The following is a 15,563-nucleotide window of genomic DNA, read 5'->3' as shown; positions in this document are numbered from 1 at the left end:
CCGGCGGCGGCGCCGGAGGTTCAGTGCTCGGCGCTGTGCCAGTCGTCGCCGACGCCGACGGAGACCTCCAACGGCACCGACAGCGGGTACGCGCCGCCCATCTCCCGGCGGACCAGCTCCTCCAGGTCGGCCCGCTCCCCCGGCGCGACCTCGAACACCAGCTCGTCGTGGACCTGCAGCAGCATCCGGGACCGCAGCGTCGAGGCGCGCAGCGCGCCGTCGATGTGCAACATCGCCACCTTGATCAGGTCGGCGGCGGAGCCCTGGATCGGGGCGTTGAGCGCCATCCGCTCGGCCATCTCGCGCCGCTGCCGGTTGTCGCTGACCAGGTCGGGTAGGTAGCGACGGCGGCCGAGAACGGTGGAGGTGTAGCCGTCCTGGCGGGCCTGGGCGACCAGCGTCTGCAGGTAGTCGCGGACCCCACCGAACCGGCGGAAGTACTCCTCCATCAGCGTTTTGGCCTCGTCGGTGGCGATGCCGAGCTGCTGGGACAGGCCGAAGGCACTCAACCCGTACGCCAGGCCGTAGTTCATCGCCTTGATCCGGCGACGCTGCTCCGGGGCCACCTCGGTTAACGGCACCTGGAACACCGACGACGCGGTGACGGCGTGGAAGTCCTCGCCGGAGTTGAACGCCTCGATCAACGCCTCGTCACCGGACAGATGCGCCATGATCCGCATCTCGATCTGGCTGTAGTCGGCGGTCAGCAACGACTCGTAGCCGGCGCCGACCACGAACGCCCGGCGGATCCGGCGGCCTTCCTCCGTGCGGATCGGGATGTTCTGCAGGTTGGGGTCGGTGGACGAGAGCCGGCCGGTGGCGGCCACCGTCTGGTGGAAGGTGGTGTGGATCCGCCCGTCGTCGGAGATCGACTTGAGCAGGCCGTCGACGGTCGACTTGAGCCGGGCCACGTCACGGTGGCGCAGCAGGTGCGCCAGCAGCGGATGCTCGGTCTGCACGAACAGCCACTGCAACGCGTCCGCGTCGGTGGTGTAGCCCGTCTTGATCTTCTTGGTCTTGGGCAGGCCCAGGTCGGTGAAAAGGATCTCCTGCAGCTGCTTGGGGGAGCCCAGGTTGAACTCGCGGCCGATCACCCCGTACGCCGCCTGCGCGGCCGCCTTGACCTCGGCGGCGAACAGCGCCTCCAGCTCGGTCAGATATTGGGTGTCCGCGGCGATGCCGGCCTGCTCCATGCCGGCGAGCACCTCGACCAGCGGGAGCTCCACCTCGGCGAGCAGCCGGGTCGAGGCGTCCCCGTCGCGGGCCAGCTCGGTGTCGATCGCGGCGGCCAGGTCGAGCGTGGCGCGGGCCCGCAACATCAGGTTCTGCTCGATCTCGCCCTGCGGTCCGAGCCCGTCGAGGGTGAGCTGGCCGTCGTCCGGGGCGTCGACCCGAAGCTCCCGGTGCAGGTACCGCAGCGCCAGGTCGACCAGGTCGTAGGAGCGCTGGTCGGGGCGGGCCAGGTAGGCGGCGAGGGCGGTGTCCCGGTCGATGCCGGCCAGCGACCAGCCGTGCGCGGCGAACGCCAGCCGGGCCGGCTTGCTGTCGTGCAGCACCTTGCGCCGCCGCTCGTCGGCGAGCCAGTCGGCGACCGCTGCCTCGTCGGCGGCGTCCAGCCCGGCCGGGTCCCACCAGGCGGCAGCACCGTCGGCGGTGGCCACCGCGACCGCCGTCAGGGTGCCGGTGCCCCGGCCGAAGGTGCCGGCGACCGCGACGCCGACGGCGGTCCCGGCCGGGGCATGGGTCGCCAGCCACGACGCGACCGCGCCAGCGCCGAGCACCTCGCCGGCCAGGTCGAAGCCGGCTTCGGCTTCCGGCTCGACGGCGTCGAGGTATTGATAGAGCCGGTCGCGCAGGATCCGGAACTGCAGGGTGTCGAAGACCTGGTGGACGGCTTCGCGGTCCCAGCCGGCCCACTTGGCGTCGGCCACGGTGACCGGCAGCTCCAAGTCGGCGACCAGGCCGTTGATCTCGTAGTTGCGCATCACGTCGGCGAGTCGCTCCCGCAGGCTCTCGCCGGCCTTGCCCTTGATCTGGTCGACGTGGGCGATGACACCGTCCAGCCCGCCGTACTGGCTGATCCACTTGGCGGCCGTCTTCGGCCCGACGCCCGGCACTCCGGGCAGGTTGTCGCTGGACTCGCCGACCAGCGCGGCCAGATCCCGGTAGTGCCCCGGGCCGACACCGTAGCGGGCGGTGACCGCCGCCGGGTCCATCCGGGCCAGGTCGGAGACGCCCTTACGGGGGTAGAGCACGGTGACCCGGTCGTCGATCAGTTGGAAGGCGTCCCGGTCACCGGTGCAGATCAGCACGTCCATGCCGGCGTCGCGGCCCTGGCCGGCCAGGGTGGCGATGATGTCGTCGGCCTCGTAGTTGTCCTTGGTGACGAACGGGATGCGCAGCGCGGCGAGGATCTCCTGGACCAGGCTCACCTGGCCGGCGAAGTCGGCCGGGCTCTCCGACCGGCCGGCCTTGTAGTCGGCGTAACGCTCGGTACGGAACGAGCGGCGGGAGATGTCGAAGGCGACCACGATGTGCGTCGGCCGCTCGTCGCGCAGGACGTTGATCAACATGGAGGTGAAGCCATAGACCGCGTTGGTGGGCTGCCCGGTGCTGGTGGAGAAGTTCTCCACCGGTAGGGCGAAGAACGCCCGGTAGGCCAGGGAATGGCCGTCGAGAAGCAACAGGCGGGGCGCGTCGTCGGTCACGTCAAGCGACTCTAGTCGGGGGGTACGACAGGTCGCCCGGCGGCTCGCGGCCGACGACACCCCGCCTGGTCAGAGGACTTTACTCAGAAATGCCCGGGTTCGTTCGTGCCGGGGCTCGGCGAGCACCTGCCGGGGTTCGCCGGCCTCGACCACCACGCCGCCGTCCATGAAGACCAGTGAGTCGCCGACCTCGCGGGCGAACCCGATCTCGTGGGTCACCACGATCATGGTCATCCCGTCCCGGGCCAGGTCCCGCATCACGTCGAGCACCTCACCGACCAGCTCCGGATCCAGCGCGCTGGTCGGCTCGTCGAAGAGCATCAGTTTCGGCCGCATGGCCAACGCCCGGGCGATCGCCACCCGCTGCTGCTGTCCGCCGGACAGCTGACCCGGATAGGCCGCCGCCTTGTCCGCCAGGCCGACCCGGTCCAGCAGCGCCGCCGCCCGCTCCCGGACCTGCTGCTTCGATTCGCGGCGGACCCGTAGCGGCGCCTCCATCACGTTGGCCAGGGCGGTCATGTGCGGGAAGAGGTTGAACCGCTGGAACACCATGCCGATCGACTGGCGCTGGGCGGCCACCTCCCGGGCCGGCAGTTCGTGCAGCTTGTCGCCCCGCTGCCGGTAACCGACCAGTGACCCGTCGACCCAGATCCGCCCGCCGTCGATCTTCTCCAGATGGTTGACGCAGCGCAGGAACGTCGACTTGCCGGACCCGGAGGGGCCGATCACACAGCACACCTCGCCCGGCCGTACCGCCAGGTCGACACCGTTGAGCACGTCCAGCGACCCGAACGACTTGTGTACGTTCTCGGCGTACACCATCGTGCCGTCCGGGCCGGTGCCAACTGCAGGGCCGGTGCCAGCAGCAGGGTCGGCGGCGGCCGCGCGATCGGTGGTGCCGCCGGTCGGATCGGTCATGAGGGCCCTCCCGGCTCGGTGGCGCCGGCCGTCGGGGTGGCCGTCGCGGTGGCGGTGCCCGCCGGCCCGCCGGCCGGTCGGGGACGCTGCCGGGTCGGCTGGCCGGATCCCGAGCCGAAGCCACGGGAGAACCAGCGTTCGACGAAGAACTGCCCGACCATCAGCACGCTGGTCAGCGCCAGATACCACAGGCAGGCGGCGACCAGCATCGGAAAGACCTGGAAGGTCCGCGATCCGACCGCCGACAGCTGGAAGAACAGCTCGTTGGTCACCGGTACGAACGCCAGTAGCGAGGTGTCCTTGAGCATCGCGATCGTCTCGTTGCCGGTCGGCGGCACGATCACCCGCATCGCCTGCGGCAGAACCACCCGGCGCAGGGTCAACCCCTGACTCATGCCGAGCGCGGCGCACGCCTCGGCCTGACCGGGATCCACCGACTGGATGCCGGCACGGACGATCTCCGCCATGTACGCCGCCTCGGACAGCGCCAGCCCGAGCAGCCCGGCGACGAAGCCGCTGATCGCCGTCCGGGCGTCGAAGCCCCAGATCCGGGCCTCGAAGTCGGTGACCCCGAACAGCGCTCCGAGCTGCCGGTCGAACGGCAGACCGAACTCCAGCCGTTCCCACAGGATCCCGAGGTTGCCGAAGAGCACCAGCAGCACCACCCGGGGCACGGCCCGGAAGAACCAGGTGTAGAGCCAGGCGACCCCGGCCAGGATCGGGTTGCCGGACAGCCGCATCACGGCGACCAGCACGCCGACGGCGATGCCGATCACCATCGCCAGCACGGTCATCGTGATGGTGGTCCGGACCCCCTCGACGATCGGCGGCCGGAACATGTTGTCGACCATGAACGTCCACTGGAACCGGTCGTTGGTGACCAGCAGGTGCACGAACATGGCGGCCAGTACGGCGAGCACACCGATCGCCACCCAGCGCCCCGGATGGCGTACCGGCACCGCCTTGATCGGCTCGGGCCGGGACCGGCCCGTTTCGGACGACGACGGTGCCACGCCGTCGTCGTCCGAAACGGAAGAGGGATTCACCGACATCGGTGGACGACGCGGCTCAGGGGTTGACGGCCGGGTCGGTGATCCCGCCCGCCTCGACGCCCCAGTTGCTCAACGCCTGCTCGTAGCTGCCGTCGGCGATCACCGCCGTCAACGCCTCGGCCAGCGCGTCAGCGAACGCGGTCTGTTCCTGCGCCACCACGTAGCCATACGGGGCCGAATCGTAGATGTCGCCGGCCAGCTCCAGCTCACCGTTGGTTTGCTGGACCGCGTACGCGCAGACCGGCGAGTCGGCCAGCATCGCGTCGTTCTTGCCGGAGACCACCGAGGCGGTCGCCTGGTCCTGTCCCTGGAACTGCTCGATGGTGATCTCGGGGTTGCCGGCGGCGGTACAGGCCGCCGACCGGGCCTCGATGTCCTCCACCTGGACGGTGCCGGCCTGGACCGCCACCCGCTTGCCGCAGGCGTCGTCCGGGTCGACCGGCGCACCGGCGGGCGCCGCCCACTGCGTGCCGGCCGCGAAGTAGGACACCATGTTGACCTGCGCCTTGCGCTCGTCGTTGATGGTGAACGAGGAGACCCCGATCTCGTACTTGCCGGACATCACCCCGGGGATGATGTCGTCGAACTGGCTGGGCACGTACTCGGTGGTCAGCCCGAGCTTACCGGCGACGGCGTTGAACAGGTCGACGTCGAAGCCGATCACCGTGGCACCGTCGGTGTCCAGGAACTCCGCCGGCGCGTACGAGGCGTCGGTGCCGACCAGGATCTTGCCGTCGGCCTTGATCTCGTCCGGGACCAGCGCGGCCAGGTCGGCGTCGGCCGAGGCGCTCGGCGCGGCACCGCCCGGCTGCTCGGTGCTGTCCTGCTCACCGCAACCGGTCGCGGCCAGCAGGACAGCGAACGCGCCGATGGCACCGACCACGGTCCGACGGATTCGGGAGTGGGTGATTGTCACGATTCCTCCGAGGGTTTCGGGTCGTACCGGTGCCGGGTCAGGCGACACCGAGGTACGCCTCCTTGACGGCCGGGTCGTGCAGCAGATCGTTGCCGGTGCCGGACTTGACGATGCTCCCGGTCTCCAACACGTACGCCCGGTGGGCCCGGGAGAGCGCCTGCTGGGCGTTCTGCTCGACGAGCAGAACCGTGGTGCCCTGCTGGTTGATCTCCACGATGATGTCGAAGATCTGCTGGATCAGCATCGGCGCGAGCCCCATCGACGGCTCGTCGAGCAGCAGCAGCTTCGGCCGGCTCATCAGCGCCCGTCCGACGGCCAGCATCTGCTGCTCACCACCGGACAGGGTGCCGCCGGCCTGCCTGCGCCGCTCGGCCAGCCGGGGGAACAGGCCGAGCACCCGGTCCAGGTCGGCGGCGATACCCGCCCGGTCCCTGCGGGTGTACGCCCCCATGTCGAGGTTCTCCAGCACCGTCATGCCGGGGAAGATGCCCCGACCCTCCGGCGCCTGGCAGAGCCCGCGGCGGACCCGCAGGTCGGCGCGGAGCTTGGAGATGTCCTCGCCGTCGAAGGTGATCCGGCCCGACGCGATCGGCCGGATCCCCGAGATGGCCCGCATGGTGGTGGACTTGCCGGCGCCGTTGGCACCGATCAGGGCGACGATCTCGCCCTCGTCGACCGTAAGGCTGATGCCGTGCAGCGCCTGGATCCGCCCGTACAGCAGGCTGACGTCCTCGATCTCAAGCAGCATCGTCGGGTACTCCCAGGTAGGCGGCGATCACCCGGTGGTCCTCCCGCACGTCGGCGGGCAGTCCCTCGGCGATCTTCTTTCCGAACTCCAGCACCACGATCCGGTCGGTGACCCCCATGACCAGGCGCATGTCGTGCTCGATCAGCAGCACGGTGACACCCCGGTCGCGGATCTGGCGGATCAGTTGGAGCAGCTCTTCCTTCTCCGCCGGGTTGAAGCCGGCCGCCGGCTCGTCGAGGCAGAGCAGTACCGGGTCGGTCGCCAACGCCCGGGCGATCTCCAGGCGCCGCTGTTCGCCGTACGACAGGTTGCGGGCCATCTCGTTGATCCGGTGGCCGATGCCGACGAAGTCCAGCAGGTCGCGGGCCTTTTCCCGACCGTCGCGTTCCTCCCGCCAGTGCCGGGGCAGCCGCAGCATCGCGGAGATGACGCTGGTCTTGTGGTGGGCGTCCGCGCCGACCTGGACGTTCTCCAGGGCGGTCATCTCCGGAAAGAGCCGGATGTTCTGGAAGGTGCGTGCCATCCCCATCTTGGTGATCTGGTGGCGCTTCCTGCCCACGATCCCCTGGCCACGGAACCGGATCTCGCCCTTGGTGGGCCGGTAGATGCCGGTCATCGCGTTGAAGCAGGTGGTCTTGCCGGCCCCGTTCGGCCCGATCAGGCCGAGGATCTCCCCCTTGTAGAGGGTGAAGTCCACGTCGTCGAGGGCGACGACGCCGCCGAACTGCAGCGTGACGTGATCGACTTCGAGCAGGGGCTCGCGGGTCGCGGCGGTCGGGCCGGACCCGGTCGCTTCGATGTCAGCCACCGACGGCCACCTCCTTACGGCGGTCCTTGAACTCGGCGGCTCGTCGCCGGCTGGCGATCAGGCCCTGTGGTCGGAAGATCATCATCACCACGAGGGTGAGCCCGAAGACCAGGAACCGGTACTCGTAGAGCTCGACGCCGAACAGCTCGATACCCCGGAAGCGTTCGATCAGGTACGCCACGAGGCCGCCACCGACGATCGCGCCGACGATGTTGCCGGAACCGCCGAGGATCACCGCCGCCAGGATGATGATCGAGTTGAGCAGTTCGAAGTTCTGCGAGCTGACGAAGTTCTGCTTGCCGGCGAAGAGCGCACCGGCGAGCCCGCCGATCGCCGCGCCCATGGCGAATGCCCACAGCTTGAACTTGAAGGTCGGCACGCCCATCAGCTGGGCGGCGTCCTCGTCCTCCCGGATCGAGACCCAGGCCCGGCCGACCCGGCTACGGCTGAGGTTGCCGACCAGGATCACCACCACGATGATCACGGTGAGTACCAGCCAGTAGTACGGGCGGGCGTCCAGGACGCCGAAGACCGGCTTGCCGTCGGCGTACTCGCCGGGCGGGTGCGGGATCTGGTTGAGCCCGCGCTGTCCCTTGAGGAATTCGGAGCTGACCGCCGCGATCCGGATCATTTCGGCGAAGCCGAGGGTGACGATCGCCAGGTAGTCGCCGCGTAGCCGCAGGGTCGGCATGCCGAGCATCAGGCCGGAGATCATGGTGATGCCGATGGCCAACGGTAGCGCCACCTCCCACTGCCACAGCGTCTGGAGGTCGCTGCTGGGCGAGGTGAGCACCGCCACGGTGTAGGCCCCGACGGCGAAGAAGCCGAAGTAGCCGAGGTCGAGCAGGCCGGCGAAACCGACCACGATGTTCAGTCCGACCGCCAGCAGGACGTAGATCGAGACGGTGAACAGCACCTGGGCGAAGTTCGACTCGGTGGTCGGGATCGGACCGAGGTACTGGTAGAAGCCCTCGTTGGGCAGGGCGTAGAAGAAGACCACCACCGCGGCGATCAACGCCCAGCGGGCCCACTTCGGCATGTGGTGCCAACGATCGGAAATCTGGCCGCGCACGTCGTGCAGCTTGCCTCGCACGCTCGTCATACCCGTGCCCTCCCCAACGACTCGCCGAGCAGACCGGTCGGGCGGAACATCAGCAGGACGACCAGGACGGCGAAGGCCACGAAGTCCTTCCACTGCGTACCGAACAAGCCGGAGGCGTAGTTCTCCACGACGCCGAGCAGGAAGCCGCCGACCAGCGCGCCGCGCAGGTTGCCGATTCCGCCGAGTACGGCCGCCGTGAACGCCTTGAGGCCGAGCAGGAAGCCGACGCTGTAGGTGAGCACACCGATGCGGATGTTGTAGAGCACTCCGGCGACGCCGGCCATCACGCCACCCAGAATGAAAATGATCATGATGATCCGGTCCTTGTTCACCCCCATCAGCGCGGCGGTGTTCGGGTCCTGGGCGACCGCTCGGACCCCACGGCCGATCCGGCTGCGGTTGATGAAGAAGTCGAGGCCGATCATCATCACCAGAGCCGCGACGACGGTCAGCAACTGCACCGTGGTGATCGGTACTCCGGCGACCTCGAACAGCGGACTGTTGCTGACGATGCTCGGCAAACCCTGCGGCAACCGCCGCGTGTAGACACCGAAGGCTTCGGCCAGCACGATGGACGCGCCGATCGCGGTGATCAGGAAGGCCAGCGGTGGCGCGTTGCGCTTACGCAACGGCCGGTACGCCACCCGTTCGATGACCGTCGCGGTGGCCGCCGAGGCTATCCCGGCGGCGACCAGCGCGATCAGGAAGTAGAAGATGATCGGGCCCACGCCGCTGACCACGGAGTTCTGGGTCAGGCCGAAGGCTCCCCAGGTCCACAAGGCGGCGAACGCGCCCGCGATGAAGACCTCGGAGTGGGCGAAGTTGATGAGACGCAGCACGCCGTAGACCAGCGTGTACCCCAGCGCGACCAGGGCATAGATGGCGCCCTGCGTCAAGCCGGTCGTGGTGAGCTCTCCGAAGTTCGAGAGCAGTCCGTTGACGTTCAAGGAGGATGCTCCATCGAGGGCTGGGAAAAGAGTCGGGTGCGGCCGGGAGCGCGAACTCCCGGCCGCACCCGCTTAAGAGCTGATCTCGCCGATCGGAAGATCAGGGCTTGGGGATCTCCTGGTCCGGCGTGACCTCGCCGTTGACGACCTTGAAGGCCCAGACGACGACCTGCGCCGCGTCCATCTCGCCCTTGTCGTCGAACTTGTAGCTGGCGGCGACGCCCTCGCCCTCGTAGTTCTTCACCCACTCGAGCAGCGCCTCGCGGGTGGTGTTGCCTTCCTTGATGCCCTCGAGCAGGATGTTCGCCGCGTCGTAGGCGGTGTCGCTGTAGGTGCCCGGCGCGGTGCCGTGCAGCGCCTCGAAGTCGGCGGCGAAGCTGCCCCGAGCCTCGGTCGCCGGCTGGCACGGGCAGGTCAGGATGGTGCCCTCGGCCGCCGCCGCACCGGCGGAGGTCACGAAGGCCGGGTCGTTGACACCGTCACCGGCGACCATGGTCGCGGTGATGCCGGCATCGGTGAGCTGCTTACGAATCAGACCGGCTTCCTGGTAGTAACCACCGAAGAAGACCGCGTCCGCGTTGGCGGAACGCACCTTGGTCACCGTGGCGGAGAAGTCGACCTGCTTGCCCTCGCCCTGCACCTTGTCCGAATCGACGACCAGGTCGCCGAGGACCTTCTTGACCTCGTCGGCCAGGCCCGCGCCGTACGCCGACTGGTCGTCGATGACGAAGACCCGCTGCGCGCCCAGCACGTCACGGATGTAGACACCGGCGGCCGGACCCTGGCTCAGGTCGTTGCCGACGCCCCGGAAGAAGGTCGGCCAGCCCTGGTCGGCCAGGCTCGGCCGGGTCGCCGACGGAGTGATGGTGACCAGACCGGCCTCGGCGAACAGCGGGCCGGCCGCCTCCGACTCACCCGAGTAGGCCGGGCCGACGATGCCGAGCATCTTCTCGTCGTCGATGGCCCGCTGCGCCAGACCAGGGGCCTGGTCCGGGCTGCCCTGCGAGTCCAGGCCGACCAGTTCCACGGTGCAGTCCGGGTTCGCCTCGTTGTACTGCTCGACGGCGAGCGCGACACCGTTGTTCTCGTTGATACCGAGCGCCGCCGACGGACCGGTCAGCGCCCCGAAAAAGGCGATCTTGTTACCGCACGCATCGCCGCCAGCTTCCGTGGTGTCGCCGTCGCCGTTGCCACAGGCGGCGCCGCCCGCGACGAGCGCCATCATGGCGACGCCGCCGAGCACGCGTACAAGACTACGCTTCAAGGCTCGAAACCCTCCTAGATCCAATTGGCCCGAACCACCCACTGCCGATTGGCTCTTGCGGGAAGCACGCACCCAGCCGCTATCCCGGCCTTGGGGCGGGACGTTATCCCACCTACCGGGCACGCCGTAAGGTCCGGGATGGGCCGTTGACAAAAACGTTACGTAGCGTGGCATGATCGCCCGTCTGGCTGTAACACCCGTCGCGCCAACACCGCGTTTGTCCGGCGTCGGGCACCCCGACGGAGCCGGAGACGGCGCGCACGACCCGCGCCGGACACGCGGCCGCGCCGATCGCACCCGCAGGTGGGCCGGTCTCGGTGGGTCGGTCTCGGTGGGCCGCCCCGCGCCGGGGGACAGCCCTGGCTAGCTCTGCGGGGTGTCGGGCTGACCAGCGGCGTCGCCCGGCGTCTCGGCGAGGATCCGTTCCGCGACGTCGCGCATGGTCATCCGGTGGTCCATGGCCATCCGCTGAATCCACTTGAAGGCCTGCGGCTCGGTCATGCCGTACGAGGTCATCAGCATGCCCTTGGCCCGTTCGACGACCTTGCGGGTCTCCAGGCGGTCGGTCAGCCCGGCCACCTCGGACTCCAGCGCGGACAGCTCGGCGTAGCGGGACAGCGCGATCTCGATCGCGGGAACCAGATCGCTCTTCTGGAACGGCTTGACCAGGTACGCCATCGCGCCGGCCGCCCGGGCCCGCTCGACCAGGTCGCGCTGGCTGAACGCGGTGAGAATCACCACTGGGGCGATCCGCCCACCGGCGATCCGTTCGGCCGCCGCCAGCCCATCCATGATCGGCATCTTGATGTCGAGGATCACCAGATCGGGCTTGAGTTCCTCGGCGAGCCGGACGGCGGTCTCGCCGTCTCCGGCCTCGCCGACGACGTCGTAGCCCTCCTCGACGAGCATCTCCGCTAGATCGAGCCGGATCAGCGCCTCGTCCTCAGCTATCAGCACTCGCCTGCGCTCGGCACCCGCCTGCGTGTCGGCCACGGACCCCTACCCCCAACGCTTGCCACCCGACACCCCCGGGTTGGGTGTCGCCGCCATCAGCGTAGTGGGTACGCTAAGCGGAGCCAGGCCCCAGACCCGACAAAGTCCCCGTACTCCAACCGGTAGAGAGGCGGAGCTCAAACCTCCGACAGTGTGGGTTCGAATCCCACCGGGGGCACGGCCTAAGAGGTTAAGGACCTTCCCGCGTCCCCGGCGGCACCAGTCGCCGGGGACGCGTTCGTTCGTCGACTGCCGGTGCCGCCCCGGCTCTCTGACCTGCGAAGTGGCACCGTCAGCGCAGGTGCGCAGGCACCCCGTCGCCGGGCACCACCATGATGGACCGGGCCGGGGTCGCCGGGCCGGGGTCGCCGGGCCGGGGTCGCCGGGCCGGGGTCGCCGGGCCGGGGTCGCCGGGCCGGGGTCGCCGGGCCGGGGTCGCCGGCCACGACGTGAAAACGGGCGAACACCGCCCGCAGCACCGCCGCGACCGTGACGACGGCGGACTCCTCCCCGAGGCAGCGACGGTCACCCCCGCGAACGGCAGCCACCGGTCGGCCAGCGGCGTGCCGACCGCGAACCTGGTGGGTCGGAAGACGAGCGGGTCCGGATACAGGCGAGGGTCACGCTGCAACGACCACGCGGACACACCGATCCGGGCCCCGGTCGGCAGCGCGCCGCGATCGGTGGAGACCGGCACGGGCAGCGATCGGTGGAGACCGGCACGGGCAGCGTCCGGGTCAGGACCGGAATGACCGGGCGTAGGCGTAGCGTCTCGCGGATCACCGGGCGGAAATCCGCGCTCTGGCCGAACGCCCGCACCCGTGCGGACCGACGGCGTACGTACAGGCCGCTCCAGGCACCAGCCGGCCGCCACGGCCGTGGTGTCGTGACCGGTGACGAGCAGCGTCCGCAGTTCGCTGCGGGTGAGCGCCGGACCGAGATCGGGACTGGTCGCGATATCGTCCAGGAGGTGGTCCACGACGAACGGCCAGCTGACTGACCGGCCCGGCCTCTTCCACGGACGTGCGAGGAGTACGGACGGCGGCGATCGAGGTGGGGCGGCCGGCAGCCGCGCGGGCACCGACGGTCCGTCCGTGCCGACCCATTGACCCCGGCGGACCCCCTGACCCAGCCGACCCGTAACCACATCCGACGCCCGCACGGCAGAGGTCACCGCCACCGCCCGGATGCGCCCTCGGGTTCAGCCTGGTCACATGTGGGAACGATGGGACAGCGGGTACTCGCCCGCCGCAACCGGGAGGTCGTCCATGCGGACCCTGCTCATCGCGATCGGCGTCGTCGCCGTCGTCCTGCTGCTGCTCGGCGCGGTGCTGGAGGCACTGCGGATCCTGCTGGTCATCGGCCTCGTCGGGCTGGCGGTCGCGGTCGTGCTCCTGCTGCTGGACCGTGGTCGGAGCCGGACCTGACCGGCGGTCAGCATTCGCGCAGGTGGCGTAGGCTCGGAACCGGTCAGCGGCGGCATCCGAGCGCGTTACGCGGCCCGACCGAAGCAGGGAAGCAGGAGAGATGGAAGTCGTCATTGCCCTCTTTTGTCTAATTCTTATAGTCGTGGTGGGTTTGGTGGCGTACGGCGTCGCCGTCCACAACGGGTTGGTCACCGCCCGCAACGCCTTGCGCAACGCCTTCGCGCAGATCGACGTCCAGCTCACCCGCCGGCACGACCTCGTCCCCAACCTGGTCGAAGTCGCCAAGGGCTACCTGAAACACGAGCGGGAGACCCTGGAGGCCGTAATCGCGGCGCGCAGCGGCGCGGTCGACGCGCAGTCCGCCGCCGCCGGTCGGCCGGGCGACCCGGCGGCCATGGGGCAGCTCGCCGGGGCAGAGAACGTCCTGACCCAGAGTCTGGGGCGCCTGTTCGCGCTCGCCGAGGCATACCCGGATCTCAAGGCCAACCAGAACATGGCGCAGTTGACCGAGGAGCTGACCTCCACCGAGAACCGGGTGGCCTTCGCCCGCCAGGCGTACAACGACGCGGTGATGTCCTACAACAACAAGCGGGAACGCTTCCCGGCCAGCATGGTGGCGAACATGTTCTCGTTCGCGCCGGCGGCACTGTTCGAGGCCGAGGATCCGCAGCAGCGGCAGGCACCCCGGGTGACCTTCTGACCGCATGAACTTCTTCGAACGCCAACGCCAGGTACGCCGTGTCTCGGCCCGGTTGGTCGCGCTGTTCGTCCTCGCCGTGGTCGGCATCGTCGCCGTGGTCGACCTGGCCGTCCTGATCGGATTCGACGGTTTGTCGATGTCGCCGGCGGGGCTCGCCGGCCTGCTCACGGTGACCAGTCTGGTCACCGTCGCGGTGATCGGGCTGGCCGCGTTGGTGCGCAGCGTGGCGCTGCGCGGCGGCGGTGGCCGGGTGGCCCGCGAACTCGGTGGTGTGCTGGTGCCGTCGGACACCACCGATCCGCAGCTGCGCCGACTGCGCAACGTGGTGGAGGAGATCTCGATCGCCTCCGGGGTTCCGGTGCCGGAGGTCTACCTGCTGCCCGGCGAGGAGGGCATCAACGCCTTCGCCGCCGGTTGGTCCACCTCGGACGCGGCGATCGCGGTCACCCGGGGGGCGTTGGAGCGGCTCAACCGCGACGAGTTGCAAGGGGTGATCGCCCACGAGTTCAGCCACGTGGTCAACGGCGACATGCGGCTCAACATCCGGCTGATGGGGTTGCTGTTCGGCATCCTGTTCCTGGCCGTGATCGGGCGCGGCATGCTGCGCGGCGGTCTCGTCTCCGGCGGCCGGTCCCGCAACAGCAACGACAGCCGTAACCCGCTGGCGCTGGTCGGGTTGGCCATGATCGTCGCCGGTTACGTCGGTGTCCTGGTCGGCCGGATGATCAAGGCGTCGGTCTCCCGGCAGCGCGAGTATCTCGCCGACGCCTCAGCCGTGCAGTTCACCCGGCAGACCGCCGGGCTGGCCGGCGCGTTGAAGAAGATCGGCGGCCTGCCGGCCGGTTCTGCGCTGGGCAGCCCGAAGACCGAAGAGGTCGGCCACATGCTGTTCGGCTCCGGGTCCCGGTTCACCGCGCTGTTCGCCACCCACCCGCCGATCGTGGACCGGATCACGGCGCTCGATCCCAGCTTCGACCCGGCCGAACTCTCCGCGCTCACCCGGCGATGGGCGGCGAACCCGCCGTCGGGTCTGGCCGAGGACCGGGCGCTGGGGCTCACCCATGGCGGTCTGACCATCGACGGTACGGCCGGAGCCGCTGGAGCCGCCCCGGCGGGGCGCGGCGGGGCCCTGCCCGATCCGGAGGCCCGGGTCCCGGTCGACCCGGTCGAGGTCGTCGACCGGATCGGTGCCGCACCACCGTCCGCGTATCCGCACGCCGCCGACCTGCTCGCCCGCATCCCCGCCGACCTGCTCGATCAGGCCCGCCGACCCGGACGCCGTCGTACCGCTCGTCCTCGGGTTGCTCCTCTCCACGCAACCCCAGGTCCGGGCCCGCCAGCACGCGGAGATCGGCCAACGACACGGCAGGCCGCTGGCCGACGCCAGCTGGCGGGCCGGTCACGCCGTCGCGGATCTGCATCCCCTGCTGCGGCTACCGCTGGCCGAGGTCGCCTTCCCGGCGTTGACCCGCCGTTCCGCAGCCGAGCGGGACGCGGTCGCCGACGCGATGGCCACCCTGGTACGGGCTGACGGACGGATCAGCGTCTTCGAGTACTGCCTGTCGCGGCTGGTCGGCGACGAACTCCGGGAGTCGTCGTCGCCGACGACACGGCCCGGCACCGGCCGACGCACGCTGCGCGACGCGCGACAGTCGGTGCTGACGCTGTTCGGCATCCTGGCGCGGGTCGGGCACTCGGATCCGGAGGCGGCGCGACGGGCCTTCGCCGCCGGCGTGGCGCACACGCTGCCTGGTACCGAGGCGCGGTTCACCGTACCCGCCGGCGGGGTGTTGGAACTGGAGTCGGTCTGGCCCGAGCTCGACGGCCTGCGACCAGCGGAGAAGTCCCGGCTGGTGGCCGGCGCGGTCGTGGTGATCAGCGAGGACGGGCTGACGACCGTGCCGGAGGTGGAGTTGCTGCGCACCATCTGCCTGATCCTGCACAGCCCGCTGCCGCCGCTGCCGGTACCGGGGTGAGTCG

At 69.8% G+C, this 15,563-nt stretch carries 15 protein-coding genes and 1 tRNA gene; 5 read left to right on the top strand and 11 right to left on the bottom strand.

Annotation, left to right across the window (positions count from 1 at the left end; translation table 11 throughout):
• Nucleotides 1–20 precede the first annotated feature (20 nt).
• The 10 genes from polA to O7632_RS15335 all read right to left on the bottom strand — a co-directional run bounded on the left by polA (nt 21) and on the right by O7632_RS15335 (nt 11,456).
• Nucleotides 21–2,708, bottom strand: a complete 2,688-nt coding sequence (gene polA, locus O7632_RS15380; RefSeq protein WP_278115044.1) for a DNA polymerase I — start codon at nt 2,706–2,708, stop codon at nt 21–23.
• 69 nt (nt 2,709–2,777) lie between these two features.
• Entirely contained in the window at nt 2,778–3,530 is a 753-nt protein-coding gene (locus tag O7632_RS15375; protein WP_278120066.1) for an amino acid ABC transporter ATP-binding protein, read from the bottom strand.
• Between the two features lie 92 nt (nt 3,531–3,622).
• Entirely contained in the window at nt 3,623–4,639 is a 1,017-nt protein-coding gene (locus tag O7632_RS15370) for an amino acid ABC transporter permease (protein WP_278115043.1), read from the bottom strand.
• Between the two features lie 55 nt (nt 4,640–4,694).
• Complete coding sequence (locus tag O7632_RS15365) at nt 4,695–5,594, bottom strand: ABC transporter substrate-binding protein (RefSeq protein ID WP_278115042.1); 900 nt, start codon at nt 5,592–5,594, stop codon at nt 4,695–4,697.
• Nucleotides 5,595–5,631: 37 nt separating this feature from the next.
• Entirely contained in the window at nt 5,632–6,342 is a 711-nt protein-coding gene (locus O7632_RS15360; protein WP_278115041.1) for an ABC transporter ATP-binding protein, read from the bottom strand.
• Complete coding sequence (locus O7632_RS15355) at nt 6,332–7,141, bottom strand: ABC transporter ATP-binding protein (protein WP_278120065.1); 810 nt, start codon at nt 7,139–7,141, stop codon at nt 6,332–6,334. The genes O7632_RS15360 and O7632_RS15355 overlap by 11 nt, the downstream gene beginning before the upstream one ends.
• A 1-nt stretch (nt 7,142) precedes the next feature.
• Nucleotides 7,143–8,252, bottom strand: coding sequence for a branched-chain amino acid ABC transporter permease (locus tag O7632_RS15350; protein ID WP_278115040.1), 1,110 nt, complete (start codon nt 8,250–8,252; stop codon nt 7,143–7,145).
• Nucleotides 8,249–9,199: a branched-chain amino acid ABC transporter permease gene (locus O7632_RS15345; RefSeq protein ID WP_278115039.1), complete on the bottom strand. Its 951-nt coding sequence runs from the start codon at nt 9,197–9,199 to the stop codon at nt 8,249–8,251. The genes O7632_RS15350 and O7632_RS15345 overlap by 4 nt, the downstream gene beginning before the upstream one ends.
• Nucleotides 9,200–9,299: 100 nt before the next feature.
• Nucleotides 9,300–10,463 (bottom strand): branched-chain amino acid ABC transporter substrate-binding protein, encoded by a 1,164-nt coding sequence (locus O7632_RS15340; protein WP_278115038.1) that lies wholly within the window; start codon nt 10,461–10,463, stop codon nt 9,300–9,302.
• A 363-nt stretch (nt 10,464–10,826) separates the two neighbouring features.
• Nucleotides 10,827–11,456 carry a response regulator gene (locus tag O7632_RS15335; RefSeq protein ID WP_278115037.1) on the bottom strand — a complete coding sequence of 210 codons (630 nt, stop codon included), beginning with the start codon at nt 11,454–11,456 and terminating at the stop codon, nt 10,827–10,829.
• A 104-nt stretch (nt 11,457–11,560) separates the two neighbouring features.
• On the opposite strand from O7632_RS15335, the gene O7632_RS15330 reads away from it, so the two are divergent.
• Nucleotides 11,561–11,634 (top strand) — tRNA-Leu (locus O7632_RS15330).
• A 114-nt stretch (nt 11,635–11,748) separates the two neighbouring features.
• Here O7632_RS15330 and O7632_RS15325 read toward each other — a convergent pair.
• Nucleotides 11,749–12,330: a cytochrome P450 gene (locus O7632_RS15325; RefSeq protein ID WP_278120064.1), complete on the bottom strand. Its 582-nt coding sequence runs from the start codon at nt 12,328–12,330 to the stop codon at nt 11,749–11,751.
• A gap of 394 nt (nt 12,331–12,724) precedes the next feature.
• On the opposite strand from O7632_RS15325, the gene O7632_RS15320 reads away from it, so the two are divergent.
• The 4 genes from O7632_RS15320 (at nt 12,725) to O7632_RS15305 (ending at nt 15,559) form a co-directional block, all read left to right on the top strand.
• Complete coding sequence (locus O7632_RS15320) at nt 12,725–12,883, top strand: hypothetical protein (protein WP_278115036.1); 159 nt, start codon at nt 12,725–12,727, stop codon at nt 12,881–12,883.
• A 100-nt stretch (nt 12,884–12,983) separates the two neighbouring features.
• Nucleotides 12,984–13,583, top strand: a complete 600-nt coding sequence (locus tag O7632_RS15315) for a LemA family protein (RefSeq protein ID WP_278115035.1) — start codon at nt 12,984–12,986, stop codon at nt 13,581–13,583.
• A gap of 4 nt (nt 13,584–13,587) precedes the next feature.
• The gene (locus O7632_RS15310) at nt 13,588–15,114 is read left to right on the top strand and encodes a M48 family metallopeptidase (protein ID WP_278115034.1); all 1,527 of its coding nucleotides are present in this window, start codon (nt 13,588–13,590) and stop codon (nt 15,112–15,114) included.
• On the top strand, nt 15,047–15,559 hold the full coding sequence (locus O7632_RS15305) for a hypothetical protein (RefSeq protein WP_278115033.1): 513 nt from the start codon (nt 15,047–15,049) through the stop codon (nt 15,557–15,559). Before O7632_RS15310 ends, O7632_RS15305 begins: the two co-directional genes overlap by 68 nt.
• Nucleotides 15,560–15,563: the final 4 nt, after the last annotated feature.

It is taken from the genome of Solwaraspora sp. WMMD406 (assembly GCF_029626025.1).
Taxonomy (GTDB): domain Bacteria; phylum Actinomycetota; class Actinomycetes; order Mycobacteriales; family Micromonosporaceae; genus Micromonospora_E.
The sequence above is the reverse complement of the archived record's forward strand: the minus strand, read 5'-3'. Positions and strand labels throughout refer to the sequence as shown.

What these genes read in the sequence shown, in the direction of transcription:
- O7632_RS15315 (WP_278115035.1), top strand. Translation starts at nt 12,984, where the DNA reads ATGGAAGTCGTCATTGCCCTCTTTTGTCTAATTCTTATAGTCGTGGTG.
- O7632_RS15350 (WP_278115040.1), bottom strand. Translation starts at nt 8,252, where the DNA reads ATGACGAGCGTGCGAGGCAAGCTGCACGACGTGCGCGGCCAGATTTCC.
- O7632_RS15310 (WP_278115034.1), top strand. Translation starts at nt 13,588, where the DNA reads ATGAACTTCTTCGAACGCCAACGCCAGGTACGCCGTGTCTCGGCCCGG.
- O7632_RS15375 (WP_278120066.1), bottom strand. Translation starts at nt 3,530, where the DNA reads ATGGTGTACGCCGAGAACGTACACAAGTCGTTCGGGTCGCTGGACGTG.
- O7632_RS15360 (WP_278115041.1), bottom strand. Translation starts at nt 6,342, where the DNA reads ATGCTGCTTGAGATCGAGGACGTCAGCCTGCTGTACGGGCGGATCCAG.
- O7632_RS15320 (WP_278115036.1), top strand. Translation starts at nt 12,725, where the DNA reads ATGCGGACCCTGCTCATCGCGATCGGCGTCGTCGCCGTCGTCCTGCTG.